Raw genomic sequence first — 24,673 nt, 5'->3', positions numbered from 1 at the left:
GCCGCAGCGCGAGGGCCGTGACGCAGTGGTCACAGTCCTCGCTTTTGCTTTGCACCCCTCAGTTCTGCGCTGTACCCCCAGTCCACCCCGAAGAAATGCGGGGCGTGGCGTTTCGGCGGTTCGATACGATGAACCGCACGTCACGTCGTACCGGCATATACGAAATGGAGCATCCGAGGATGGCTCGACACCTGATCACCAGCGCGCTTCCCTACATCAACGGGATCAAGCACCTGGGCAACATGGTCGGGTCGATGCTTCCGGCGGATGTGTACTCCCGGTACCTCCGCCAGCGCGGCCACGACGTCCTCTACATCTGCGCCACCGACGAGCACGGCACCCCCGCCGAGCTCGCCGCGAAGGCGGCCGGCCTCTCGGTCGCCGAGTTCTGCGCGCAGGCCCACGACGCCCAGAAGGCGGTCTACGACGGCTTCGAGCTGTCCTTCGACTACTTCGGCCGCAGCTCCTCGGAGCAGAACCGCGAGATCACCCAGCACTTCGCGCGCCAGCTCGAGAAGAACGGCTTCATCGAGGAGCGCGCGATCCGGCAGGTCTACTCGCCGGTCGACGGCCGCTTCCTGCCGGACCGCTACGTGGAGGGCACCTGCCCGCACTGCGGCTACGACAAGGCCCGCGGCGACCAGTGCGAGAACTGCACCCGCGTCCTGGACCCCACGGACCTGATCGAGCCCCGCTCGGCCATCTCCGGCTCCACCGAGCTCGAGGTCCGCGAGACCAAGCACCTCTTCCTCCTCCAGTCCAAGCTGCAGGTCGAGGTCGAGGCCTGGGTCGCGGAGCACGAGGAGGAGTGGCCGCAGCTCGCGTCCTCCATCGCCCGCAAGTGGCTGACCGAGGGCCTGCACGACCGCGCCATCACCCGCGACCTCGACTGGGGCGTCCCGGTCCCCGCCGACACGTGGCCCGAACTGGCCGCGGACGGCAAGGTGTTCTACGTCTGGTTCGACGCCCCGATCGAGTACATCGCCTCCACCAAGGAGTGGGCGGACGCCGACCCGGCGAACCGCGACTACAAGTCCTGGTGGTACGAGGCCGAGGACGTCCGCTACACCCAGTTCATGGCGAAGGACAACGTCCCGTTCCACACGGTGATGTTCCCCGCCACCGAGCTCGGGGTCCGCGAGCCGTGGAAGATGGTCGACTACGTCAAGGCCTTCAACTGGCTGACGTACTACGGCGGAAAGTTCTCCACCTCGCAGAAGCGCGGCGTCTTCACCGACCAGGCGCTGGAGATCCTCCCGGCCGACTTCTGGCGCTACTTCCTCATCGCCAACGCGCCCGAGTCCGACGACTCCTCCTTCACATGGGAGCACTTCGCCGCCACGGTGAACAAGGACCTCGGCGGCACGCTGGGCAACTTCGTCAACCGCGTACTGACCTTCTCCCGCAAGAAGTTCGGCGACGAGGTCCCCGCCGGCAGCCCCGCCGGCGAGGTCGAGGCCAAGCTGGGCGTGCAGATCGCCGAACTGCTGGCCGAGTACGAGGGCCACATGGACGCCCTCCAGTACCGCAAGGCCGCGGCCGCGCTGCGCGCCCTGTGGTCGGCCGGAAACGCCTACCTCGACGAGAAGGCCCCCTGGACGGAGGTCAAGACCGACCTGGACGGCGCGGCGCTCACCCTGCGCACGGCGATGAACCTCATCCACCTCTACTCGGTGGTCTCCGAGCCGTTCATCCCGGCCTCGGCGCGCGCCATGCGCTCCGCGTTCGACCTCGCCGACGACACGGCCACCTGGGTCACCCCGGAGCAGGCCGCGTCCCTCGACGCGGTGCCGGCGGGCACCCCGTTCACGGTTCCGGCGGTGCTCTTCCCGAGGGTCACCGAAGAGGACCTGGAGTCGTACCGCGAGCGCTTCGGCGGCAACCCGGAGGCCTAGCCCGACCGGCCTGGTCCGACCGGCCTTCCAAGCGGCAACTCACGCAGGGGCGCGACTCTTCGGGGTCGCGCCCCTGCGCGCTTTCCTCACGGGCGCACGCCACCGAAGGCCCGCGTGTTGAAGCGGGTCAGGGCGTGCTCCTCGCGCAGCGATTCCAGCCGCCGCAGCGCGTCCGCACCGTAGAACCCCTCCAGCAGCTCCGCGTCCAGCTCGTGGGAGCCGTACAGGTACGGGCGGCCCTTCGCCTGTGCGCAGGCCGCCAGCAGCTCGCGCAGCACCCTCCCGGTCTCGGCCACCGCGTGGGAGTCGGACTTCTCGATGGTGGTGAACACGCCGATCCCGTACTGGACCGGGGTGCCCAGGGCCGGTGCGAAGACGAACGGCGTCGCCGCTTCGGGACGCTTGATGACCAGGAAGTACAGACTGATCAGGTTGTCCGCGAACGGGGACTCGCGGGTCAGTTCCTCCAGCGTCTTCGTGATCCCCTCGAAGCCCGCCTCGTCGAAGACGTAGTCGGCCCAGAGGTTCACGCGGGATTCGTCCTGGAGGACGGGCAGGAGGTGCTGGTCGACCTCCTGGTGCAGCAGCAGGGAGTAGTCGGGTGCGGGCAGCACGGTGCCCGGTTCGCGGGACTCCGCGACTTCCGCGGCCTCCGCCGCGAAGGAGACCTGCGAGAACCAGGAGGCCCGGTCGTACATGCCGAAATAGCCGGAAACCGCGGGGTCGCCGGCGACGCCCTTCATGAATTCCGCGAGATCCGATATTCCCGTGTGCGGAATCCGGGAGACGGGTGTGACCGCCCGGTACGGCACGGTGCGGAGCACGGCGGTCCGGATGAAACCGACCTGGCCCAGGCCGCCCAGGGCGAACCGGAACAGCTCGGAATTCTCCGTTCGGGAGCACGTGCGTGAGCGTCCCGTTCCGTCGACGAGATCGATCTCTTCCACTTGGTCGATCTGAAGGCCCGACCGCAGGGAACCGTGCCCGAAACCGCCGATGGACAGCGTCCCGCCCACCGTGAGATTCAGATAGCTGGGCAGGACCGGGTTGGCGCGTCCGTGCCCGTTCAACCATTTCTCCAGCGCGTGCCAGGTCATTCCGCTCGGAACTTCCACACGGTGTTCTTCACCCGTGAACCGAGGTTCCGCGTCCTCGCGGAAATTGTCCAGCACGGTCCCGGACGCGAGCGTCTGGGTGTTGCACGAGCGGCCGGCGCCCCGTACCGCCGTGTCCTTGCCGGATGCGGCCGCCGCGGCCATGAGGTCGCCGATCTCTCCGTCCGCGCCTTCTCGCACCACCTTTTCGGGCGTGATGGAGAGGGACCGCCCGAAATCGGTGCTGAATGTGCTCATCGTGCACCACCTTTCCCGGATTCAATCCGGGTTACGCCGCAGGGGCGGCTCCTGCCAATTGACCGGCAGGCTGCTGGAGTTGGAGAAGCCAGGGGAGACTAACACGACAGCGGGCCCGCACCGGAAGGCCGCGAACCGGTCGTAAAGGGGCCGCAAGACCCGGGCTATAGGGATGCTCCATGCGCGCTCTATCGACTCCTGTCACGCTCCTGGAAAGGTTGACCGCAGTGCGACTGATGGGCGGAGGTAACTGCTTTGCTTACACGCAGTGGAGAAAAGGACAGGTCGGAAATCCGGCAGGACTTCATCTCGGATTACGACGGGCTCGCCGATGAGTGGTGGGATCCCAGGGGCGCCCTCGCGCCGCTGAGCTGGATCGCGAAGGCTCGCGCCGAATTCGTCCCCGCCGCCCGGAACGATCAGGCCGCCCTGCTCGACATCGCCTGTGGCGGGGGGCTGTTCGGCCCGCACGCGGCGGCCAAGGGCTACCGCACGGTCGGCGTCGACCTGTCGGAGATGTCGCTCCGCGAGGCGCTGCGCCACGGGTTCGACGAGGTCGTCCGGGCCGACGTGGCCGAACTGCCCTTCGACGACGAGTCGTTCGACGTGGTCACCGCGGGGCAGTGCCTGGAGCACGTACCGGATCCGTACGCGGTGGTGGCCGAAGCGTGCCGGGTCCTGCGACCCGGAGGCACGCTGATCGTCGACACCATCGCGGACACGCGGGTGGCCCGGCTGGTCTCCATCACCCTCGCCGAGAACCTCCCCCTCCCCGGCCGGCCGCCCCGCGGCACCCACGACCACCGGCTCTTCGTCAACCGCGACCGCCTGACCCGGGCGGCGCGGGAGAACGGAGTCGAGCTCGAACTGCTCGGCCTGCGCCCGCGGATGCGCGAGATGGCCCGCTTCGCGGCCGGCCGGATCGACGAGGTGAGCATGGTGCGCACGAAGTCCACGGCCGTGCTGTACCTGGGCGTGGGGTCGAAGACATGACCCTTCAGCAGCAGCCGGTGCAGTACGTCGCCGTGCGGAGCTGGGTGGCCGGCGCACGGCTCAAGACCCTGCCCGTCACCTTCGCCCCGCTCGCGGTGGGCCTCGCCATCGCCCACGAGGCCGGCACGGTCGACTGGTGGCACGCCGCCCTGACGGCCGTGCTCGTCCTGGGCTTCGTCCTGGGAACCAACTTCTTCAACGACTACAGCGATGGGATCCGGGGCGTCGACGACCACCGGGCGGGCCCGGCCCGGCTGGTGGGCTCGGGACAGGCCACGCCCCGGCAGGTCTTCCGGCACGGACTGGTCCTGTACGCCGTCGGGGCCCTCGCCGGGCTGGTCCTGGCCGTGCTGGTCTCCTGGTGGGTGCTCGCGCTGACCGTGGCCCTCGCCCTCGGCGGCTGGTTCTACACCGGCGGCGCGCGGCCCTACGGCTACCGCGGGTTCGGCGAGATCAGCATCTTCCTCTACCACGGCGTGGTCTTCGTGTGCGCCCCCGCCGCCATCCAGCTCGGCCACGTGCCCCCGATCGCCCTCGCCGCGTCCGTACCCCTCGGCTTCCTCGCCTGTGCGCTGCTGACCACGAACAACCTCCGCGACATCCCGACCGACGCGGCCGCGGGGAAGATCACCCTCGCGGTGCGGATGGGTGCCGGACCGACCCGGCAGCTCTACGTCCTCTGCGTCGCCGCGGCCTTCGTGTTCGCCCTACTCCTCGCCTCCGCCCGGCCCGGGGCGTTCCTCGTCCTGGCCGCGGTCCCGGTCGCCGTCCGGCCCGTGCGCCGGGTGCTGGGCGGAGCGGGCGGCCGCGACCTGATTCCGGCGCTGGAGGACACCTGCCTGCTGCTGCTGGCGTTCGGGGCCCTGCAGGCGATCGGGCTGGCCCTGTGACCTCCATGAGGGAATCGATGAGACCCGACCACGAAGTCCTCGTCATCGGCGCGGGGTTCTCGGGCATCGGAGCCGCGCTCGGCCTGCGCCGGGCGGGCATCGACGACTTCGTCGTCCTGGAGGAGCGGGACGACGTGGGCGGCAGCTGGTACGCCAACAAGTACCCCGGCGTCGCCGTGGACATCTCCGCCTTCTCCTACTCCTTCGCCGCCGAACCCTTCGCGTCCTGGTCCCGGGTCTTCCCGCCGGGAGAGGAACTGAAGGCGTACGCCGACCACTGCGTCGACGCGTACGCCCTGCGGCCCCACCTGCGCTTCAACTCCAGGGTCGAGCGCGCCTCCTACAGCGAATCGGCGCACATGTGGAAGGTGGTCCTCGGCGACGGCACCTCGCTGACGGCGCGCTTCGTCATCTGCGCCACCGGGTGGCTCACCAAGCCCAAGACGCCCGCCATCGCCGGTCTCGACACCTTCAAGGGCGACCTCGTGCACACGGCACAGTGGGACCGGTCCCTGGACCTGGACGGCAAACGGGTGGGGGTCATCGGCACCGGGGCCTCGGCGGTGCAGATCGTCCCGGAGATCGCCGACCGCACGGAGCGGCTCCACGTCTACCAGCGGACCCCCATCTGGCTGCTCCCGAAGCCGGACTTCGCGGTGCCGGAGCCCCTCCGCCGGCTCTTCCGCAAGGTTCCCGCGACGCAGCGCACGATCCGGCTGCTCACGGACGTCGTGACCGAGGTCAGCTTCGTGATCGCCATGGTCCACTACCGGCGCTTCCCCTTCCTGGCGAAGGCCGGGGAAGCGGCTTCGAAGCTCTACCTGCGGCGCCAGGTCAAGGGCGACCGCACCCTGATGGAAAAGCTGACGCCCTCCTACCGGGTGGGCTGCAAGCGGCCGTCGCTGAGCAAGGGCTACTGGCGCGCCTTCACCCGCGAGAACGTCGAGCTCGTCACCGAGCCCATCGAGGAGGTCACCCCGTCCGGCATCCGCACCACGGACGGCGAGGAACAGGACGTCGACGTGCTGATCCTGGCCACCGGATTCCACGTCCTCGACAACCTGCCCCCGTTCCCGATGCGCGGCCAAGGAGGCCGGGACCTCAAGGAGTTCTGGAAGACCGAGCGGTTCCAGACGTACGAGGGCACGTCGATCAAGGGCTACCCGAACCTGTGGTTCATCGTCGGCCCCTATTCCTTCACCGGCGGGTCCTGGTTCGGAATGATCGACTACCAGGTGACCCACGCCCTGCGGGTGATCGGCGAAGCCCGGCGCCGCCGTGCCACGGAAGCGGCCGTCCGCCCGGAGAAGCACGACGGCTCCTTCCGCAGGAACCTGCGCCGCATGCGCAACACCGTCTTCCTGGACCCGAGTTGCCAGGGAACGAACAGCTACTACCTCGACGAGCACGGGGACGCGCCGGCCGTCCGCCCCGCCTCCACCTACGAAGCGGCCTGGCGGGCCCGGCACTTCGACCTGGACGACTACAGCTACGAACGATGACCCGGCGGCCGCCCGGCCGCAGGAGACACCCATGCCTGGGAGGCAGTTGTGACGCGTTTGAGTGAGGTGCGCGGAAAGGACCGCGCGCTGTGCTTCCTGTACGGGGCGTCCGCCCTGATCGGTCTGTGCGTCATGGGGACGATGGCCGTCACCTTCGTCGTGCAGAACGCCGACGCCGGCGCGATGGGGGTCGTGGAGAACTTCCTCCGCGACTCGACGACCAATCTGGCGTCCCAGTTCGTCTACATGGACCTGGTCCTCGTCTGGGCGGCCGTCGGCGCGTACATGATCGTGGAGGGCCGGCGGTTCGGCATCCGGCACGTGTGGGCGTACATCGTCGGGGCCCCGGCGATCGCCCTGATCGTGACCTACGGCCTCTTCATGCTCGTGCGCCAGCTGAAGATCGCGGCCCTGCGCGAGGTGGAGGGGGAGCGCGGGAACGCCGAACGGTCCTTCGCGGCCGAAGAGTTCGCCGACGTATCCGTCCTGCGTCCCACGGCGACGACGGCCACGCAATGAACGACGGGACGGCCCGCAAGGTGGCCGTGGTGACCGGCGCGGCCGGCGGCATCGGGTCGGCCGTGGTCCGCCTGCTCGCCGAGCAGGGCAGGGTGGTCGCCGCCGTGGACCTGGACACCGTGCAGCTGTGGGAAACGGTCGAGAAGCTCGCCGCCGAAGGCCTGTCCGTCCAGGGCCACCCGGCGGACGTGACCAACAGCGCCGACGTCGAAGCCGTGATCGAAGCGGTGGAGCAGCAACTGGGCCCCATCGACTACCTGGTGAACGCCGCCGGCGTGCTCCGCCTCGGAGAGGTCGCGGACCTGAGCGACCAGGACTGGTACCTCACCTTCGCGGTCAACGCGAACGGGGTCTTCTTCGCGTCCCGCGCGGTGGTCAGCCGCATGATGGCGCGCCGCAGGGGCTCGATCGTCACGGTCGCGTCGAACGCCGCGAGCACCGCCCGCTCGCACATGGCCGCCTACGCCGCGTCCAAGGCGGCGGCGATCGCCTTCACCAAGAGCATGGGCCTGGAAGCCGCCCGCTACGGCGTCCGCTGCAACGTGGTCGCCCCCGGCTCCACGGACACCCTGATGCTGCACGGCATGCACCCCGACGGGAGCGCGGTCGCCGCCTCGGTCAAGGGGGACCCGGACGCCTACCGGACCGGCATACCGCTGGGAAAGGTGGCGAGGCCGGAGGACGTCGCCCACGCCGTCCTCTTCCTGCTGTCCGACGAGGCCGGGCACATCACGCTGCAGGGCCTCACCGTCGACGGCGGCGCGACCCTCGGGGTGTAGCCCCCTCGGCGAGCCCGCCCTCCTCCTACCCGCTCCCGCTCCACCGCCGGCGCGGCCCCCGTCCGGGGCCGCTCCGTCCACCGACCGCATCCCGAAAGGACCGGCCAGCGCATGGCAGGACTGCCTTCCATCGATCCCTACCCGATGCCCCTGCCCGGTGACTTCCCTCCCTCGGTGGTCGGCTGGCAGGTGGACCCGCGGCGTGCCGTGCTGCTCGTCCACGACATGCAGGAGTACTTCCTGCGGCCGTTCGCCCAGGGAACCTCGCCCCGGGACCCCCTCGTGAGCAACGTGATCCTGCTGCGCGAACGCTGCGCCGAACTCGGCATCCCCGTCGCCTACACGGCGCAGCCCGGCGGGATGACAACCGAGGAGCGGGGCCTGCTCGCGGACTTCTGGGGCCCGGGAATGCGCACCGCGCCGGAGCACCGCCGACTGGTCGCGGGACTCGAACCGGCCCCGGACGACTGGATGTTCACCAAGTGGCGCTACAGCGCCTTCTTCAACTCCGGCCTCCAGGAACGGATGCGGTCCGAAGGCCGCGACCAGCTCGTCATCTGCGGGGTCTACGCGCACGTGGGGGTCCTGATGACGGTCGTGGACGCGTTCACGCGCGACATCCAGCCCTTCCTGGTGGGCGACGCCGTCGCGGACTTCTCCGCCTCCTACCACCGGATCGCCCTGACGTACGCGGCCGAGCGGGCCGCCGCCGTCGTCACCACGGCCTCCCTGTGCGAGGCCCTGGCCGCCGTACCGACAGAGGCGCTGGCCGCCGTACCGGCAGGGGAGCGCCCGTGACCGGGACCGGCCGGACCGCGGCCGGTACGGGCGCCGCCGTGGCCCCGGACCTCCTCGCCCGGGTCCTGGACGGCTCCGTGGGGCCCTTCGCCCTGCTGTACCGCCCGGAATCCACGACTCCGGGCACCCTGGAAGTACTGCTGGGCCATACGGCCACCTGCGCCACGCTGGCCGACCTCCCGCTCACGGAGCCCACGGACCCCACCGGTACCGCCACGGACCCCGCGGCCCCGGCCGGCGGGGGCGAGCTGCTCGCCCTGGTGCCGTACCGGCAGATCACCGAGCGCGGGTACGCCGCCCTCGACGACGGCGAGCCGCTGATCGCACTGACCGTCACGGACCGGCAGAACCTCCCGCTCGCCGCTGCCCTGCGCCGGCTGCCCGACGATCCGGTCAAGGTCGAAGCCGAGGAGTTCGACCTCTCGGACGAGGCGTACGCGGACCTCGTGCGCCGGGTGGTCGCCGACGAGATCGGCAGCGGCGAAGGCGCGAACTTCGTGATCAAGCGGACGTTCACGGCCTGGCTTCCGGACTGCTCGGTCGTCGGCGCCCTGTCCTTCTTCCGCCGCCTCCTCGAACGGGAGGCGGGGGCCTACTGGACCTTCCTCGTCCACACCGGCGACCGGATGCTCATCGGCGCCACCCCCGAACGCCACATCAGCGTCCGGGGCGGCACCGCGGTGATGAACCCCATCAGCGGCACCTACTGCTACCCCCCGGGCGGCCCCACCCTCGACGGCGTCCTGGCCTTCCTGACGGACCGGAAGGAAGCCGACGAGCTGTACATGGTCGTCGACGAGGAGCTGAAGATGATGTCCCGCCTCTGCCGGTCCGGCGGGCGGCTCATCGGCCCCTACCTCAAGGAGATGACCCGGCTCGCACACACCGAGTACCTCATCGAGGGCAAGACCGACCTGGACGTCCGCGACATCCTCCGGGAAACCCTGTTCGCCCCGACGGTGACCGGCGCACCGCTGGAGAACGCCGCCCGGGTGATCAGCCGTCACGAGACCACCGGACGCGGCTACTACAGCGGTGTCGCCGCCCTCATTGGGAGGGACGGCTCGGGCGCCCCGAGCCTCGACTCCGCCATCCTGATCCGCACGGCCGACATCGCCGTGGACGGCCGGCTGCGCCTCGGCGTCGGAGCCACGCTGGTACGCCACTCCGACCCCGAAGCCGAGGCGCGCGAGACCCGGGCCAAGGCGGCCGGGCTGCTCGCGGCCCTGACGGGCCCCGCCGCCAACCGCTTCGCCGGCCATCCCGAGGTTCGCGCCGCGCTGGCCCTGCGCAACGAGAGCGTCGCCGGGTTCTGGCTGGACGACCCGGGCGGCCGCAACGGGGCCGCCGCCGAGCTGGCGGGGCGCCGGGTCCTCGTCGTCGACGCCGAGGACACCTTCACGGCGATGCTCGCCCAGCTGATCGACTCCCTCGGCGCGGAGGTCACCGTACGGCGGTTCGACGAGCCGTACGACACCGCGGCACACGACCTGGTGGTCCTGGGCCCCGGACCGGGCGACCCCGGCAACCTCGCGCACCCGAAGATCGCGCACCTCAGGGCCGAGGTGTCCAGGCTGCTCGCGGGGGAGCGGCCCTTCCTGGGGGTGTGCCTGAGCCACCAGGTACTGAGCGGGTTCCTCGGGCTCGGCCTGGTCCGCCGCGAGGCACCCAACCAGGGCGTGCAGCGCGAGATCGACCTGCTGGGCGGGCGCGAACGGGTGGGCTTCTACAACACGTTCGCCGCCCGGGCCGAGACCGACGTCCTCGACCATCCCGAGTACGGCCGGGTGAGCGTGAGCCGGGACCGGGACACCGGAGAGGTGCACGCCCTGGAGGGCCGACGCTTCGCCTCCGTGCAGTTCCACGCGGAGTCCGTCCTGACCCAGGAGGGCCGGCGGATCCTCGGCTCGCTGCTCGGCGGGCTGCTGCGGCCGTGAACGCGAACGGGACCACCGGCGAGGCCGCCCGCGCGGGCAACGCGATGCCGCGGTCACCGGACGAGAACGACCTGTACGAGCAAATGGCCCGGCCGCACGGCGCCCGGCCCCTATGGGAGGAGACAGCGTGAACCGTCTGGATGTGAAGCCGAGGATCCGCCTCGATGTACCCGGCCTGCTGGAGCGGGGGCGCACCCTGTCCACGCCCGCGCTGCGCGAGGCCGTGGAACGCCTGGCACCGCCCATGAACACCATCGCCGCCTACCACTTCGGCTGGATCGACGCCGCGGGCAACCCCTCGGACGGCGACGGCGGCAAAGCCCTCCGATCCGCCCTCGCGCTGATCTCCGCGGAAGCCGCGGGCGCCCCGCCCGAGGCGGGGGTGACCGGGGCGGTCGCCGTCGAGCTCGTGCACAACTTCTCGCTGCTGCACGACGACTTCATGGACGGCGACGAGCAGCGCCGCCACCGCGACACGGTCTGGAAGGTGCACGGCCCGGCACAGGCCATCCTGGTCGGCGACGCGCTGCTGGCGCTCGCCAGTGAGGTGCTGCTGGACCTGGGCACCGACGAGTCGACCCGCGCCACCCGCCGGCTGAACACCGCGACCCGCAAGCTGATCGACGGCCAGGCCCAGGACATGGCCTTCGAGCAGCGCGACCGGGTGACGGTCGCCGAATGCCTGGAGATGGAGGGCAACAAGACCGGGGCGCTGCTCGCCTGCGCCGTCTCCATAGGCGCCGTACTGGGCGGCGCCGACGACGCGACCGCCGACGCCCTGGAGCGCTACGGATACCACCTCGGCCTCGCCTTCCAGGCTGTCGACGACCTGCTCGGCATCTGGGGCACGCCGGAGCAGACCGGAAAGCAGGCGTGGAGCGACCTCAAGCAGCGCAAGAAGTCGCTGCCGGTGTGCGCTGCGCTCCAGGCCGGCGGGCCGGCCGCGGAGCACCTCGCCGAACTGCTCGCCGCCGACGCAGCGGCCATGGCGGCCGCCGGAGCCGCCGGTCACGCGCCGGACGAGCTCTTCGACGAGGGGGAGTTCGCGCTCCGGGCCGCCCTGATCGAGGAGGCCGGAGGCCGCTACTGGACCGTCGACGAGGCGAGGCGGCAGTACGACACGGCCCTCGAAGCCCTCGACACGGTGTTCCTGCCCGAAGAGGTCCGCGAACAGCTCACCGCCCTGGCCGACTTCGTCGTCGTCCGGCGGCACTGACGGGACGGTGGGCCGGCGTCGTCACATCGCGGCGCCCAGGGCCAGGAACCCGCAGATCAGCACGAAGAGGATGCCGAGCAACGGCCAGACGAAGCGCAGGTACTTGTCGTAGCCGACCTTGGCCAGCGCGACACCGCCGATGGTGACGGCCGTGGTGGGGACCCAGAGGTTCATCCACCCGCTCGCCGACTGCCAGGCCGTCACCATCAGCGCGCGGGAGACGCCGGCGAAGTCGGCGAGCGGGGCCAGGATCGGCATGGTGAGCGTGGCGTGCCCGGAGGTGGAGGGGATCAGGAAGGCGAGCGGGAGGTTCACGAGGAAGACGAGGATCGCGAAGACCCCGGACGAAGTCCCCTTCACCACGCCCTCGATGGAGTGCAGCACGGTGTCGGTGATCTTCGAGTTGTTCATGATGACCGTGACCCCGCGCGCCAGCATGATGACCAGGGCGGGCGAGATGAAGTCGGCCGCGCCCTGGATGATCGTGGAGCTGAGCTTGGCCTCGCCCATCCGGGCGACCAGGCCGATCAGCACGGCCGCGCAGATGAACAGCGCCGCCAACTGGGCGAAGGACCAGTCCAGTTCCCAGGTGTACGGGGTCGCGTCCGCGTCGCCGGTGAGCGCGCTCGACCAGGGCACCACCGAGAAGATCATGAAGGCGAAGACGAGGACCAGCAGGACCAGCACGGTCTTGTGCAGCCCGGTCAGCTCCGGTTCCACCTCGTCGGCGTCGGTGGCCTTCTGTTCCCGGTCCCCGGGCAGGAACCCGCAGATCGACTTGGAGGGGTCCTTCTGGACCCGTCGCGCGTACCGGATCACGTAGAGCACGGTCACGGTGGTCAGCACGATCCACATGAGGAACCGCAGCCCGATCCCGTCGCCGAGCGAGATGTCGGCCGCCGAGGAGGCCACACCGGTCGCGAACGGGTTCACCGTCGAGCAGAGCACGCCGACGCCCGCCCCGAGGATGGCGGCGCCGACGGCGACCAGCCGGTCGTAGCCGAGGGCCAGCATCATCGGCACGAGCAGTCCGTAGAACCCGAGGGTCTCCTCCGCGAAGCCCTCCACGGTGCCCAGGATCGAGAAGACCACCATCACGGCCGCGATCAGCAGCGCACCGCGGTCGCGCAGCCGGTGGGCGAGGCGGGCGATGCCTCGGTCGAGGGCCCCGGTGGCGAACACCACGGTGATGAAGGCGCCGATGGCGAGCACGAAGAGGAACACGCCCGCGCTGCCGTACAGATCACCGCTGAAGGTGGGCCCGACCTCGCCGGTCTTGGGGTCCTGGAGGCCGTAGAGCCCGTTGACGGGGGAGAGGAACAGGTCGTTCAGGCGATCGGTGAAGCTCTGGGTGCCGTCGACCCGGTGGTAGGTGCCGGAGACGGGCGAGCCGCTGTCGTCGCGGTCGTACTGCCCGGCCGGGACGAGGAAGGCCAGCAGCCAGATCGCGACGGTGACGATGGCCAGGATGGTCAGCGCGCTGGGGAAGGAGAACTTCCGCGCGGGCGCAGGCTCCTCCGGCGGATCCTGCACGGTCGGGATCTGGGGCGGGGCCGGGGGCGTGGTGGTCACTGTTCGCCTCCCGAGGACTTCGGGGCCCGGGCCGCGCCGAAGTCCGCCGCGTACTCCCGGACGAAGGCGGCCATCGCCACCACCGTGTTGCGCACCTCCGACAGCAGCACCCGCTCGTTCGGCGCGTGCAGGTTGCACATGCTGTCCTGAGCGCCGAACAGCAGCACCTCCGCCCCCGGAGCCGCCCGCGCGAGGCCGTTCACCAGCGGGATGGAGCCGCCCGTGGCCACGTAGGCCGCCTCGGTGCCCCAGGCCTCCTTCAGCGCGGTCAGCGCCGCCCGGTACGCCGGCCCGCCCGTCCGCGCCTCGAAGCCGGGGCCGGTGTCGCCCGGGGTGACGGTGAGCGGGATCCCGAAGGGGCGCTGCGCGCGCAGGTGCTTCACGAGGGCGGTCCGGGCCTCCTTCGGGTCCTGGAGGGGATGGAAGCGCAGGTTCAGCTTGGCCCGCGCGTACGGGACCACGGCGGAGGCGGCGCCCGCCACGTCCGGGGCGTCCAGCCCGATGACGGTGACGGCGGGTCCGCTCCACAGCCGCTCGCCGAGCGAGCCGGTGCCGATCAGCGGCATCCCGTCCCGGACGGAGGCCAGCTCGCGGAACTCCTCCTCGGTGTAGGTCGTCCCCTCCCAGGGATCGCGGCGCAGCCCGGGCACCGCCACGTCCCCGTGCTCGTCGTGCAGGGTGGCCAGCGCCCGCAGCAGGACCAGCAGGGCGTCGGGGGCGGCTCCGCCGAACTCCCCGCTGTGCCGCGCCTCCGCGAGGGTGCGCACCTCCACCACGACCTCGCAGGCCCCGCGCAGACCGGTGGTCAGGGTCGGGGTGCCGGGCCGCAGGTTGCCGAGGTCGGCGATGACCATCGCGTCGCAGGCGAACCGGTCGGGATCGGTGGGCGGGTAGTCGTCGAAGGGGCTGCCGTACTCCTCCTGCCCCTCGATCACCAGCTTGATCCCGACGGGCGGGCGGCCGCCGTAGACCCGGAGCATGCCCAGGTGCGCGATCACGTTCGACTTGTCGTCGGCGATCCCGCGCGCCCGCAGGGCTCCGGGGACCCCGGGGACGGGGGTCGGCTCGAAGGGCGGGGAGAGCCACAGGGTGGGGTTGCCGGCGGGCTGCACGTCGTAGTGCCCGTACAGCAGGACGGTCGGTGCGTCCGGGTGCGGGGGCGGGATCTCCCCGTAGACGACCGGGGCGGTGTCGGGGAGGTCGATCCGCTCGATGGTGGGGACGCCCGCCTCGCGCAGCAGGGAGACGATCAGGTCGTGCGCCTCCAGGACCGGCTCCGGCGGGTATCCGGGGAAGGCGACCGAGGGGATCGAGGCGAGCCGTTCCAGGTCGGCCCGGAGGCCGTGCATCAGGGCGTCGACCTGTGCTTCGAGGGTCTGCGAGCCGTCCGCGTCCACCTGACACCGTCCCTGTGCTCCCCGGGGCGACCCCGCTGAGCTGCGGGATCGGGTTCTCCGATCATCGGCGGGGGGAGCGGGCCGCGCCGTGGCGGAGTGGGCCGGGCGGGTGAACGCGGACCGCGGGGGCGGAGGGGAGGGGAGCGTAGCGGCGCGGTGGGGTGGTGCGCGCCGGCACGCCCGCCGGTACGGGTCCGGGGCCGGTCCGGGCCGGGCGGGCGCCCGGCCGGGACCCGGTGTGGCTCGAAGTGGGCTGCCGAGGGCCGATCTTGACCTGTCTGGCGCGTATCGAACCACCGCCGTGATCGTTTCTTCAGGCATAGCCCTCATCCCTGCTGCTGAATCGGGAGAACGCGCGGTGACCGCTTGGCAGTACTTCGCCGGGGCCGGCCTGGTGGCGGCGCTCTGCCCGCTGCACGGTCATGTGGCGGTCGCCGGGGACGGCCACGGGCGCGGCGCCCGGGTCGACCTGTGCGTTCCGGCCGGGTCGCAGCCGAGGCCCCCGGCGGCGCCGCCCCCGGTGTCGGCGCCGGGCCCGGCTCCGGCCGTGCGGCCGACCGCCCGGGTGCTGCTGCCCGGGCCGGCCGCGCCGACGGTGCGCCACCCGGGGGCGGGGCCGCTCGACCCCGCGCCGCCCGGCGCGGCGGCGGAGCCCGCCCCCGGGCCGACGGCGCAGGCAAGGCCTGCGCCGGCGCAGCCGCGGGTGGCCGCGGTGCGGGCGCCCGGGGTCACGGAGGCGGCTCCGGGCGAAGCGGTGGCTCCGCACCGGGGCGCAGCGGGGACCGGGGCGGTGGGGCGCTTCCACGTGCGCCCATACCACTCGGCGGCCCTGGCGCGGCGCGGCCCGGACGGCATGTCCACCCTGATGCTCATGGTCGTCGTCACGACCCCGGCGGTGCTCGCGGCCGTCGCGCTGCGGCCCCGTTCCAGGAGCCGCGGCTAGACACGCCCCCACGTCCAGTCCGCTCATCTCGACCTACGGAGAACCCTCGTGTCCGAATGGCTGGTCCTGGCCATCGCCATGGCGCTCGTCTGCGCCCTCGTCCTCGCCTTCACCGCGATCCGGCACCGCCGGGTCGCCGACGACGAGGACACCAGCGAAACCCCCGACGTCCTCGAGTACATGGTGATGATGGTCGGCGTGGTCTACGCGATCGTGCTCGGCCTGGCCATCGCGGGCGTCTGGGAGGCGCGCGGCGCCGCCGAGGACAGCGTCCGCCGTGAGGCCCAGTCCCTGTACGAGGTCACCCAGCGGGCCGACGTCTACCCGGCCGCCGTGCGCGACCGGATCCGCGGCGAGGTCGACGCGTACGTGTCCCACACCGTCAGCGTGGACTGGCCGCGGCTGACCTCCGGGGCGCCGGTGTCCCCGGAGGGCGGCGAACTGCTCGGCAAGCTGCGCAGCGGCGTCACCCACCAGAGCCCGGGCAACGAGCTGCAGGCGCAGGCCTACCAGCCGCTGCTGGACCACATCGCGGCCGCCGACGACGCCCGCCACGAGCGGACGCAGACCGACGAGTCCACGCTGCCGGGGGTGGTCTGGCTGGGGCTGGTCGCGGGCGGGCTGGTCACCGTGGGGCTGATCTTCACCCTGCAGATCCGGCGTTCCGGACGGGAGCTGCTGCTCGCGGGGCTGTTCAGCGCGCTGATCGTGTTCCTGCTGTTCATGGTGTGGAGCTTCGACGCGCCCTTCGGGCGGGACGGGATCGACTCGGCGGCGCCGTTCCAGGATCTCTTCCCGTCCCTGTCACTGGCCGCCGGGAGCTGATCACCGGCCCCGCCGGGCGGGGCTCAGCGCCCGGACAGCGCCGCCTGCCGGCGGCATTCGGCCACCACCGGCGAGTTCCGCAGGGCGTGCGAGATCCGTACGAGGTCGCGCGGACCGTCGGTGGCCGGCGGCGCCCCCTCCTCGCTGGCCCCGATGACCCGTCCCTCGGGGTCGGCCCCGCGGGCGCGCACGGCGGCGGCGACCATGGCCGCGTCGGCGACGGCCCGCGCGGTCTCCTCGTCGGCTCCGGCGGCGAAGGCCCGCGCGAGGGCGTCGTCCCGGTGGGACTGGTCGAAGTACGGGCCGAGGTGCAGGAAGCCGTCGTGGATGTCCGACTCGCGCTGGATCATCCGCAGCTCGAGGGCGGACCACCAGGCCATCCGCACGCTGGGGACGCCCTTGGGGCCGTAGATGCGCACCTCGCGCCAGAGCGTGCCCAGCCGCCGGTACGTGGACCAGTACTGCCAGCTGTCGGACAGCCGCTGCAGCACCAGGGGCAGGACGAAGCCGACGGCGCTGACGTTGGCTCCGATGGAGGCGACGGGCGGTGCCACCGAGGTGCTCAGCCAGTCCAGGTCGTGGCCGGTCCAGCGGGCCACGACGGCGGTCATCTTGGTGGCGTCGTAGCAGAGGTTGAAGACGTACCCGATGACGATGATCACGAGGCCGACGCGGAGCCAGCCGCGCACCTGCAGGGACCAGCGCCAGCACATCGCGACCATCACGAAGGCGGCCACGTTGTGGGCCACCAGGTAGAGGGCGATCATCTCCCGGATGAAGAGGGTGTTGGCGTAGTGGGTGTCGAAGTCCCGCAGCCGCTCGACCGGGGTGTCACCGAGGACGAACAGCACCGTCAGCGCCACGATCACGGCGGAGTAGCCGAGGATCCAGGCCCGCGAGACGCGCCGGGTCTCCTCGGGGGGGCCGCCGCGCCAGTTGACGATCAGTACGAGGCAGGCGGCGCTGAAGGCGGTGATCAGGCAGTAGACGAACAGGGCGGTGAAGTTGGTTATGCCAGTCCAGCGGTTGACCGCCTCGATCGTGGGCGGGGCGGCGAAGGTGAAGATGGCGCCGGCCAGGGTGAGCAGGGCGCAGACCGATCGCAGGAGCGGATCGCGCCAGTTGGTCCGTAGCGCCGGCAGTTTGAAGGCGAGTGCGATCGCCATCGCGGCTGCCGGTGTGTAGTAGTCCTGGCCTTTCAATGGTCGTTCCTGTGCCCCCGGTATCCGAGCGCGGCCTCGATGCGGCCGGCCAGTTGGTCCCGCTGTGCCGGCGCCCGGTGGCCGGCCGATCCGGCCAGCCAGGTACGACAGCGGCTGCCCAGCAGCAGGCCGAAGGATTCGGCCTCGGTCTCCTCCTGGACGTCGGCGCGGGTGCGCGCGGCGACGCGGCGCACGGTCTCGCCGATGTCGGCACCGTCCGACAGCAGTCGCGCGGCGACGGCGGCGCCGTCGACGTGGTGGCTGCAGTGACCGGCCTTCATGTGCCACAACTCGTGCCCGAGGATCACCAACTGGTGGTCGGGTGCGGTGCGTTCCTCGATGACCACCAGATCGCGGTCCGCCATGTCGAGCCACAGGCCGCTGGCCGTCCCCGGCGGGAACGAGGCCATCCGGAACTCCACCCGGCGGCCGCGGTGCTTGCTCATGCCCTCGCAGAGGGCGGCGTAGAGGTCCACGGGTTCCACGGGAGCTGTCAGGCTGATGCCTGCCACCAGCTCCCCGCACAACCGCCGCTGCTCTCTGCCTATGCTCACCGTTCTCCCCGTCGGCGCGGATCCGGATCAGGACTCAAGGATCAGACCCAGACTTTCGACTGGGTCAGGATTCGTTCGGTTTGACGCTTTCGAGAAGCATGTCCAGCCATTCGGTCACCTTGTCCCGGTGCTTGTCGCTGGGCAGTTGGGCGGCACGCCAGGCGATGCCCCGTACGCCGTGGTTCTGGAGAAGTCTTGCCAGCGGATCGCCTGCCGAAGCGGCCGGGGCGGGTGCGGTTTCCCGTGCGCGGCCCGCGAAGTCCTGGAGCAGCTGTTGCTCGGTGCGCTGGAGGGCGTCCGTGAGCGCGTCCGCGTCGTGGGCGGTGAGGAATCCGGCATGCACCCCGAAGAAGCGTTGGATCGCGTCACAGTGTTCCATGGTCGGCCGTCTGTCGCCGTTGATCAGGGCCCCGGCCTGCTGGCGCGACATGGCGGCGCCGTCGGCGATCTCCTGCTGCGTGTAGCGGCGGCCGTTGGGCTTGACGCGGGTGCGCCGCAGGAGGTCGAGGCGCTGGAGGAACCGGGTCTGGAGATCGGGCTCACCGGCGGGCCGGCCGTCCAACAGGCTCCGCACCACGTCGGCGGGTACGCCCGAGGCCTCGGAAAGGCGGCGCAGGTCGAAGACTTGGTTCAGGTCGCGGCCCAGCTTGCCCGCGAGTTCTGCGACCCGCGTGACGGTGGCTGCCAGGAGCGTGTTGGCCACCGCGACGGGAGCCGGGAAGCCGTCTGTCACCAGTGGTTCTCCTAGATCGCGCGAGGTCGGGGTGCGGGCACGTGGTCGGCTCCAGGAATCTATCCGGTCCCTGTCCGTACGGCTAGAACGTGCCACATCTGTGGCGGGATCGAGCTGCCCAGAGGCTGGAATTGCCACAATAGTTGACACTCGAATGAAGTCGGTAGCAGGATCGCCACACGGAAATGAAGATCCAGACCGTAATAAAGAGGGGGGAGCTCTCGGTGCCACATCTCGCAGCGGTGGGCCCGTCCGAAGGGCTCGCCCACATCGGTGGGGAGCGCCTCGCGGGCGAGGAGTCCGCACGCGGCGCCGTGCGGTCGGAGCGACGCAAGGAGATTTTGCGCCAGCGCCGGGAGGAACTGGGGTTGAGCCAGGAAGACCTGGCGGCGCGTCTGCGCATCAGCGTGCGCGCGTACGGTAACTGGGAGCGCGGCCTGGTCAAGGAGTGGACGGACCGCAAGCTGCTCGCCCTGGCCGAGGCCCTGGAAATGAGCGAGCGGCAGTGCTTCTGGCTCTTCCGGATCATGGTCGACCGCGACCCGCCGCCCACCTGGCGCGCGGCCGAGGACAACCGGCTGCCCGACGATCCGGCGCAGCGCGACTACCTCTGTGACTACGCGGCCCTCATGGAGGCCGTGCCCTACCCGAGTTTCCTCGTGGACCACCGCTGGGACGTGGCCCTGACCAACTCGGCCTTCGACCGGCTCTTCCAGTCGGTGCGCCCGCATCCGACCGCCCTGCCGGACGACAACTTCCTGCGCTTCGTACTGTTCCACCCGGACGCGGCGGCCGTCCTGGAGGACCACGAACCGGCCTGGTGCGTACCGCTCCTGGCCCGCTTCGCGACCGCGCTGGCCGCCGCCCCCGACGACGAGGGGCTGCGCAGCATCCGTCAGGAAGTGGCCCGTGACCCGTTCATGGAGGCCGCCTACCGGTACGGAGTGCCGCACTGGCTGACGACCCACGGGGCCGAGGCCGCCGAACAGGACGGCGCCGTGCGCACCGTGCGCCACCCGGACCCGGGCTGGGGCCTGGTGCGCTGCCGGATGGTGGCCGAATCCGGCCCGATGCTCGACGGCATGGGACTGACCCGGATGACACTGGTCCTCTCGACGCCGCAGGGCCGGCCGACGGGTCCGCTGCCCGGCGGTCCGGGCGCGCAGCCGCACCAGGTGCCGCGGCTGAGGGCCGTGCCGTCGCCGGTGGACTGATCCGGAGGGGGACACTGGTGCCACGAAACGTGGCACTGCGAAAGGCGGTAAGGGCGTGCGGCTGACGATCCTCGGCGGGGGCGGATTCCGGGTACCGCTCGTCTACGGAGCCCTGCTCGGCGATCACGCCGAGGGCAGGGTGTCGCACGTGACCCTGTACGACGAGGACTCCGGCCGGCTCCGCGCCATGGCCCGGGTGCTCGCGGACCAGGCCGCCGGGATCGCGGACGCCCCGGCCGTCACCGCCACCACCGATCTCGACGAGGCCCTGCGCGGCGCCGACTTCGTGTTTTCGGCCATTCGCGTCGGGGGGCTCGAAGGGCGGGCCGCCGACGAGCGGATCGCCCTGGCCGAGGGAGTGCTGGGCCAGGAGACGGTGGGCGCCGGCGGGATCGCGTACGGCCTGCGGACGGTGCCGGTGGCCCGCGAGATCGCGCGCAGGGTGGCCCGTACCGCCCCCGATGCATGGGTGATCAACTTCACGAATCCGGCCGGGGTGGTCACCGAGGCCATGGCCGAGGAGCTCGGAGACCGGGTCATCGGCATCTGCGATTCGCCGGTCGGGCTCGGGCGGCGGATCGCCCGGCTGCTCGGCGCCCGGCCCGAGGACGCCTGGATCGACTACGTCGGCCTCAACCACCTGGGCTGGGTGCGCGGGCTGCGGATCGGCGGGCGCGACGAACTGCCGCGGCTGCTGGCCGACGCGCAGGCGCTGGAATCCTTCGAGGAGGGCCGGCTGTTCGGCGCCGAGTGGCTGCGCTCGCTCGGGGCGATCCCGAACGAGTACCTGCACTACTACTACTTCAACCGCGACACGGTACGGGCGTACCAGGAGGCCGAGCAGACGCGCGGGGCGTTCCTGCGCGACCAGCAGCGGGGGTTCTACGCCGAAGCAGGGCGGCCGGATCAGGCACCCGGGGCGGCGCTGGCCGCCTGGGACCGCACCAGGGCCGAGCGCGAAGCGACGTACATGGCCGAGAACCGCGAGGTCGCGGGCGTCGGCGAGCGCGAGGAGAGCGACCTGGAGTCGGGCGGGTACGAGAAGGTGGCCCTCGCCCTGATGCGCGCCATCGCCCGGGACGAGCGCGCCACCCTGATCCTCAATGTCCGGAACCGCGGGACCCTGTCGGTGCTCGACGCCGAGGCCGTCATCGAGGTGCCCTGCCTCGTCGACGCCAACGGGGCCCACCCGGTCGCCGTCGACCCGCTGCCGCTCCACGCGGTGGGTCTGGTGACCTCGGTCAAGGCCGCCGAGCGGGAGGTCCTCGCCGCGGCGGCGAGCGGATCGCGGGCGGACGCCGTCAAGGCCTTCGCGCTGCATCCGCTGGTGGACTCGGTTGGGGTGGCCCGGCGGCTGGTGACCGGGTACGCGGCGGAGCATCCGGGGCTGGCGTACCTGCGCTGAGGGCTCCCGCCCGGATGGGCTAACGCCGCATGCGGCCGGGCGGGGGCGCTGTGAGAGTGCGAGGTGTGACCACAGCCGAAGGTGCAGCCCCCGCCCTGTCCGCCGCGGCACCACCCGTGCTCGACCGGCGTTCGCGCAACATCGTGTTCGGCACGATCATGCTCGGCGTGCTGCTGGCGGCCCTGGACCAGACGATCGTGGGCACGGCGCTGCCCACGATCGTGGCGGACCTCGGCGGCGGGGACCACATGTCCTGGGTCGTGACCGCGTACCTGCTCACCGAGACGGTCGCGACCGTGCTCGTCGGCAAGTTCGGCGACCTCTTCGGCCGGAAACTGGTCTTCCAGGTCTCCGCCATCGTCTTCATCACCGGTTCGTTCCTGTGCGGCCTCGCGAGCAACATGACCCTGCTCATCGTGTGGCGCGGCATCCAGGGCATCGGAGCCGGCGGGCTCATGGTCACCGCGATGGCCCTCATCGCCGATGTGGTCCCGCTGCGCGAACGAGGGAAGTACCAGGGCGCGATCGGCGCCGTCTTCGGCGTCGCTACGGTCATCGGGCCGCTGCTCGGCGGACTCTTCACCGACCACCTGACCTGGCGCTGGGCGTTCTACGTCAACGTGCCGATCGCGATCCTGGTCGTGGTGGCGGCCGCGAAGACGATCCCCTCCGTACGCGCCGTCGGCAAGCCGGTCATCGACTACCTGGGCATCGCGATGGTCGCGATCGGCGCGAGCGCGCTGATCCTGGCCACCAGCCTGGGCGGGAACGAGTACGCCTGGAGCTCGCCGCTCATCGTCGGGCTCTTCGCCGGCGGTGTCCTGGCACTGGCGCTGTTCTGCCTGGTGGAGACGCGTGCCGCGCAGCCGATGCTGCCGATGCGGCTGTTCCGCAACCCCGTCTTCTCGGTCTGCTCCGTCCTCAGCTTCGTCGTCGGCTTCGCCATGCTCGGCGCGATGACCTTCCTGCCGACGTACCTGCAGTACGTGGACGGGGATTCGGCCACCGTCTCCGGCGTACGGACGCTGCCGCTGGTCATCGGCCTGCTGATCGCGTCGGTCTTCAGCGGCAACGTCACGAGCAAGACCGGGCACTACCGGATCTTCCCGATCGTCGGCTGCGCCGTGATGGGCCTCGGGCTCTACCTGTTGTCGCTGATGGGGCCGCAGTCCGGCGCCTGGCTGGAATCCCTGTACATGTTCGTCCTCGGCACCGGCATCGGCCTGTGCATGCAGGTGCTGACCATCGCCGTGCAGAACACCGTGGACTACGCCGACCTCGGCACCGCGACCTCGGGCGTCACCTTCTTCCGTACCCTCGGCAGCGCCTTCGGGACCGCCGTCTTCGGCACGATCTACGCCAACACCCTGAAGCCCGCGCTGGCGAAGGGGGTGGAGGAGGCCGCGCGCGCCACCGGCCAGGACCCGCAGCAGCTGGGCGCGGCGGCGCAGAGCCCGCAGGGCGTGCACGGGCTCGACCCGGCGGCGGCCGGGCCGATCGTCAACGCGTACGCGGACACCCTGCACACGGTGTTCCTGTGGACCGTGCCGGTGGCGGTGGTCGGATTCGTCGTCGCGCTGTTCCTCAAGCAGGTCAAGCTGCGCGACAGCGCGCGGGCCGGTTCCACGGACATGGGCGACGGCTTCGGCTCGCCCGCCACGGCCTCCGGGGACTCGGCGAAGCTGCTGGAACTGGCGGTGGGCAAGCTGGTGCGGAGCATGGGGCCGGAGACGGCCCGCGGAATCGTGAACTCCTCGGACACCCGGCTGGACATGGCGGGTGCGTGGGCGGTGATGCAGGTGGACCTGATGACCCGCACCGTCGGCTACGCGAGCCTGGGACTCATCGCCTCGCGCCGGCACCTGCCCCCGGAGGTGCTGCTGCCGGTCTTCGAACGGATGGTGGACGAGGGCTACATGACGCGGCAGAACAACTTCTACACGCAGACCCCGGCGGGGGAGCGGGAAGCGGGCGTCATCTCGGACGCGTGGGCCACGTGGCTCGGCGACCAGCTGGAGAAGGACCGGGGCCGTCCGCGCAGCGCGGAGCTGCGGGCCGCGGCGGACGCGATCGCGAAGCGGCTGCTCGCGGAGGACCTGGGCGACGGGAACTTCGCCCCGCGTGCGATGGCGGGGCGGCCTTAGGCGCCGTCGGCGCTGGTACCGACGGCGGTGCGGGTGCGGTGCGGTGCGATTTTGAGCCGATCTGGGAACCGGTGGAACGCCGGTGCGTGCGCGGACGTCTGATCATGAGAAGGCGGACGGACGATCTGCGGGGGAGCTGGGCATGACGATCACGCTGGCGGAGGAGATCACGCTGCTGTCGCTGGACGACGCGTCCGGATCGGTGAAGCAGCGGCAGTCGGTGGGCTGGGCCGTGGCGGGCGGGATCCTGCTGGAACTGGTGCTCGCGGAGCGGGTGGTGGTGACCGGCAAGTACCTGGAGCTGGTGGACACCTCGCCCACCGGCGAGGAACTGCTCGACGGCCGGATCAGGTTGATGCAGACCTGGATGCGCGGCCGGAGCAAGCGCCGGGTGACCGACTGGCTGACGAAGGATCAAGCCAAGGCCATAGCCGCGGCGGTGGAGCGGCTGAGCGGGCGCGGCGTGGTCGTGGAGGAGCGGCGCAAGGCCCTCGGTGTGTTCCCGGTGCGGCGCTTTCCCGAGGCCGACGGCACGATCGAGCGCGCGCTGCGCGAGCGTCTCGCCTCCGTCGTCCTCAAGGACACCGAGCCGGACGAACGCACCGCGAGCCTCGTCGCCCTGATCCACGCGGCCAAACTGCACGGGCTGGCCTTCCCGGGCGGCCCGCGCAAGGAGGTCGCCGCGCGCACGGCGGAGATAGCCGGCGGGCAGTGGGCGGCCGAGAGCGTCCGCTCCGCCATCCGCGACATGCAGGTGGCGGTGGCTGCGGCCACCGTGGTGACGGTCGCCGCGGTCGGCTAGG

General features: G+C 71.3%; 22 protein-coding genes. 16 read left to right on the top strand and 6 right to left on the bottom strand.

Annotation, left to right across the window (positions count from 1 at the left end; genetic code table 11):
• The first annotated feature begins 179 nt into the window (after positions 1 to 179).
• Positions 180 to 1,895, top strand: a complete 1,716-nt coding sequence (gene metG, locus ACODT5_RS09755; RefSeq protein WP_422518782.1) for a methionine--tRNA ligase — start codon at positions 180 to 182, stop codon at positions 1,893 to 1,895.
• Between the two features lie 86 nt (positions 1,896 to 1,981).
• Here the strand turns inward: metG and ACODT5_RS09750 are convergent, their stop codons facing one another.
• Positions 1,982 to 3,247 carry an FAD-binding protein gene (locus ACODT5_RS09750; protein WP_422518781.1) on the bottom strand — a complete coding sequence of 422 codons (1,266 nt, stop codon included), beginning with the start codon at positions 3,245 to 3,247 and terminating at the stop codon, positions 1,982 to 1,984.
• A 255-nt stretch (positions 3,248 to 3,502) separates the two neighbouring features.
• Between ACODT5_RS09750 and ubiG the strand changes: the two genes are divergently transcribed.
• From ubiG to ACODT5_RS09705, 9 genes are all read left to right on the top strand, one after another.
• Entirely contained in the window at positions 3,503 to 4,240 is a 738-nt protein-coding gene (gene ubiG / locus ACODT5_RS09745) for a bifunctional 2-polyprenyl-6-hydroxyphenol methylase/3-demethylubiquinol 3-O-methyltransferase UbiG (RefSeq protein ID WP_422518780.1), read from the top strand.
• Entirely contained in the window at positions 4,237 to 5,130 is an 894-nt protein-coding gene (locus ACODT5_RS09740; RefSeq protein ID WP_422518779.1) for a 1,4-dihydroxy-2-naphthoate polyprenyltransferase, read from the top strand. The genes ubiG and ACODT5_RS09740 overlap by 4 nt, the downstream gene beginning before the upstream one ends.
• Before the next feature lie 17 nt (positions 5,131 to 5,147).
• Positions 5,148 to 6,632 carry a flavin-containing monooxygenase gene (locus ACODT5_RS09735; RefSeq protein ID WP_422518778.1) on the top strand — a complete coding sequence of 495 codons (1,485 nt, stop codon included), beginning with the start codon at positions 5,148 to 5,150 and terminating at the stop codon, positions 6,630 to 6,632.
• A gap of 48 nt (positions 6,633 to 6,680) precedes the next feature.
• On the top strand, positions 6,681 to 7,151 hold the full coding sequence (locus ACODT5_RS09730; RefSeq protein ID WP_422518777.1) for a DUF2834 domain-containing protein: 471 nt from the start codon (positions 6,681 to 6,683) through the stop codon (positions 7,149 to 7,151).
• Positions 7,148 to 7,930 carry a 2,3-dihydro-2,3-dihydroxybenzoate dehydrogenase gene (locus tag ACODT5_RS09725; protein ID WP_422518776.1) on the top strand — a complete coding sequence of 261 codons (783 nt, stop codon included), beginning with the start codon at positions 7,148 to 7,150 and terminating at the stop codon, positions 7,928 to 7,930. The genes ACODT5_RS09730 and ACODT5_RS09725 overlap by 4 nt, the downstream gene beginning before the upstream one ends.
• Before the next feature lie 111 nt (positions 7,931 to 8,041).
• A complete protein-coding gene (locus ACODT5_RS09720) occupies positions 8,042 to 8,728 on the top strand; it encodes an isochorismatase family protein (RefSeq protein WP_422518775.1) in 687 nt (228 codons plus the stop codon).
• Entirely contained in the window at positions 8,725 to 10,665 is a 1,941-nt protein-coding gene (locus ACODT5_RS09715) for an anthranilate synthase family protein (RefSeq protein WP_422518774.1), read from the top strand. The genes ACODT5_RS09720 and ACODT5_RS09715 overlap by 4 nt, the downstream gene beginning before the upstream one ends.
• Complete coding sequence (locus ACODT5_RS09710) at positions 10,662 to 10,796, top strand: hypothetical protein (protein WP_422518773.1); 135 nt, start codon at positions 10,662 to 10,664, stop codon at positions 10,794 to 10,796. Before ACODT5_RS09715 ends, ACODT5_RS09710 begins: the two co-directional genes overlap by 4 nt.
• Positions 10,778 to 11,881, top strand: a complete 1,104-nt coding sequence (locus tag ACODT5_RS09705; protein WP_422518772.1) for a polyprenyl synthetase family protein — start codon at positions 10,778 to 10,780, stop codon at positions 11,879 to 11,881. Before ACODT5_RS09710 ends, ACODT5_RS09705 begins: the two co-directional genes overlap by 19 nt.
• 21 nt (positions 11,882 to 11,902) lie before the next feature.
• Here the strand turns inward: ACODT5_RS09705 and ACODT5_RS09700 are convergent, their stop codons facing one another.
• The gene (locus ACODT5_RS09700; RefSeq protein WP_422519611.1) at positions 11,903 to 13,414 is read right to left on the bottom strand and encodes a YfcC family protein; all 1,512 of its coding nucleotides are present in this window, start codon (positions 13,412 to 13,414) and stop codon (positions 11,903 to 11,905) included.
• A 35-nt stretch (positions 13,415 to 13,449) separates the two neighbouring features.
• Complete coding sequence (locus tag ACODT5_RS09695; RefSeq protein ID WP_422518771.1) at positions 13,450 to 14,850, bottom strand: M20/M25/M40 family metallo-hydrolase; 1,401 nt, start codon at positions 14,848 to 14,850, stop codon at positions 13,450 to 13,452.
• A gap of 358 nt (positions 14,851 to 15,208) precedes the next feature.
• Here ACODT5_RS09695 and ACODT5_RS09690 point away from each other — a divergent pair, with 358 nt between their 5' ends.
• Complete coding sequence (locus ACODT5_RS09690; RefSeq protein WP_422518770.1) at positions 15,209 to 15,793, top strand: hypothetical protein; 585 nt, start codon at positions 15,209 to 15,211, stop codon at positions 15,791 to 15,793.
• 48 nt (positions 15,794 to 15,841) lie between these two features.
• Positions 15,842 to 16,618 (top strand): bestrophin-like domain, encoded by a 777-nt coding sequence (locus ACODT5_RS09685; RefSeq protein WP_422518769.1) that lies wholly within the window; start codon positions 15,842 to 15,844, stop codon positions 16,616 to 16,618.
• A gap of 23 nt (positions 16,619 to 16,641) precedes the next feature.
• On the opposite strand, the gene ACODT5_RS09680 is transcribed toward ACODT5_RS09685, so the two are convergent.
• The 3 genes from ACODT5_RS09680 to ACODT5_RS09670 form a co-directional block, all read right to left on the bottom strand.
• Positions 16,642 to 17,820 carry an MAB_1171c family putative transporter gene (locus ACODT5_RS09680; RefSeq protein WP_422518768.1) on the bottom strand — a complete coding sequence of 393 codons (1,179 nt, stop codon included), beginning with the start codon at positions 17,818 to 17,820 and terminating at the stop codon, positions 16,642 to 16,644.
• On the bottom strand, positions 17,817 to 18,374 hold the full coding sequence (locus ACODT5_RS09675) for a toxin-antitoxin system, toxin component (protein ID WP_422518767.1): 558 nt from the start codon (positions 18,372 to 18,374) through the stop codon (positions 17,817 to 17,819). The genes ACODT5_RS09680 and ACODT5_RS09675 overlap by 4 nt, the downstream gene beginning before the upstream one ends.
• A gap of 64 nt (positions 18,375 to 18,438) precedes the next feature.
• Positions 18,439 to 19,107, bottom strand: a complete 669-nt coding sequence (locus tag ACODT5_RS09670) for a helix-turn-helix domain-containing protein (RefSeq protein ID WP_243338946.1) — start codon at positions 19,105 to 19,107, stop codon at positions 18,439 to 18,441.
• Between the two features lie 224 nt (positions 19,108 to 19,331).
• Between ACODT5_RS09670 and ACODT5_RS09665 the strand changes: the two genes are divergently transcribed.
• From ACODT5_RS09665 to ACODT5_RS09650, 4 genes are all read left to right on the top strand, one after another.
• The gene (locus ACODT5_RS09665) at positions 19,332 to 20,321 is read left to right on the top strand and encodes an MmyB family transcriptional regulator (protein WP_422518766.1); all 990 of its coding nucleotides are present in this window, start codon (positions 19,332 to 19,334) and stop codon (positions 20,319 to 20,321) included.
• 55 nt (positions 20,322 to 20,376) lie between these two features.
• Entirely contained in the window at positions 20,377 to 21,726 is a 1,350-nt protein-coding gene (locus ACODT5_RS09660) for a 6-phospho-beta-glucosidase (protein ID WP_422518765.1), read from the top strand.
• A gap of 65 nt (positions 21,727 to 21,791) precedes the next feature.
• On the top strand, positions 21,792 to 23,870 hold the full coding sequence (locus tag ACODT5_RS09655; protein WP_422518764.1) for an MDR family MFS transporter: 2,079 nt from the start codon (positions 21,792 to 21,794) through the stop codon (positions 23,868 to 23,870).
• Positions 23,871 to 24,012: 142 nt separating this feature from the next.
• A complete protein-coding gene (locus ACODT5_RS09650) occupies positions 24,013 to 24,672 on the top strand; it encodes a GOLPH3/VPS74 family protein (RefSeq protein WP_422518763.1) in 660 nt (219 codons plus the stop codon).
• The last annotated feature ends 1 nt before the right edge of the window (position 24,673 follow it).

This window comes from Streptomyces tatrensis (genome assembly GCF_049310065.1).
In the GTDB taxonomy this organism is placed as follows: Bacteria; Actinomycetota; Actinomycetes; order Streptomycetales; family Streptomycetaceae; genus Streptomyces.
The sequence above is the reverse complement of the archived record's forward strand: the minus strand, read 5'-3'. Positions and strand labels throughout refer to the sequence as shown.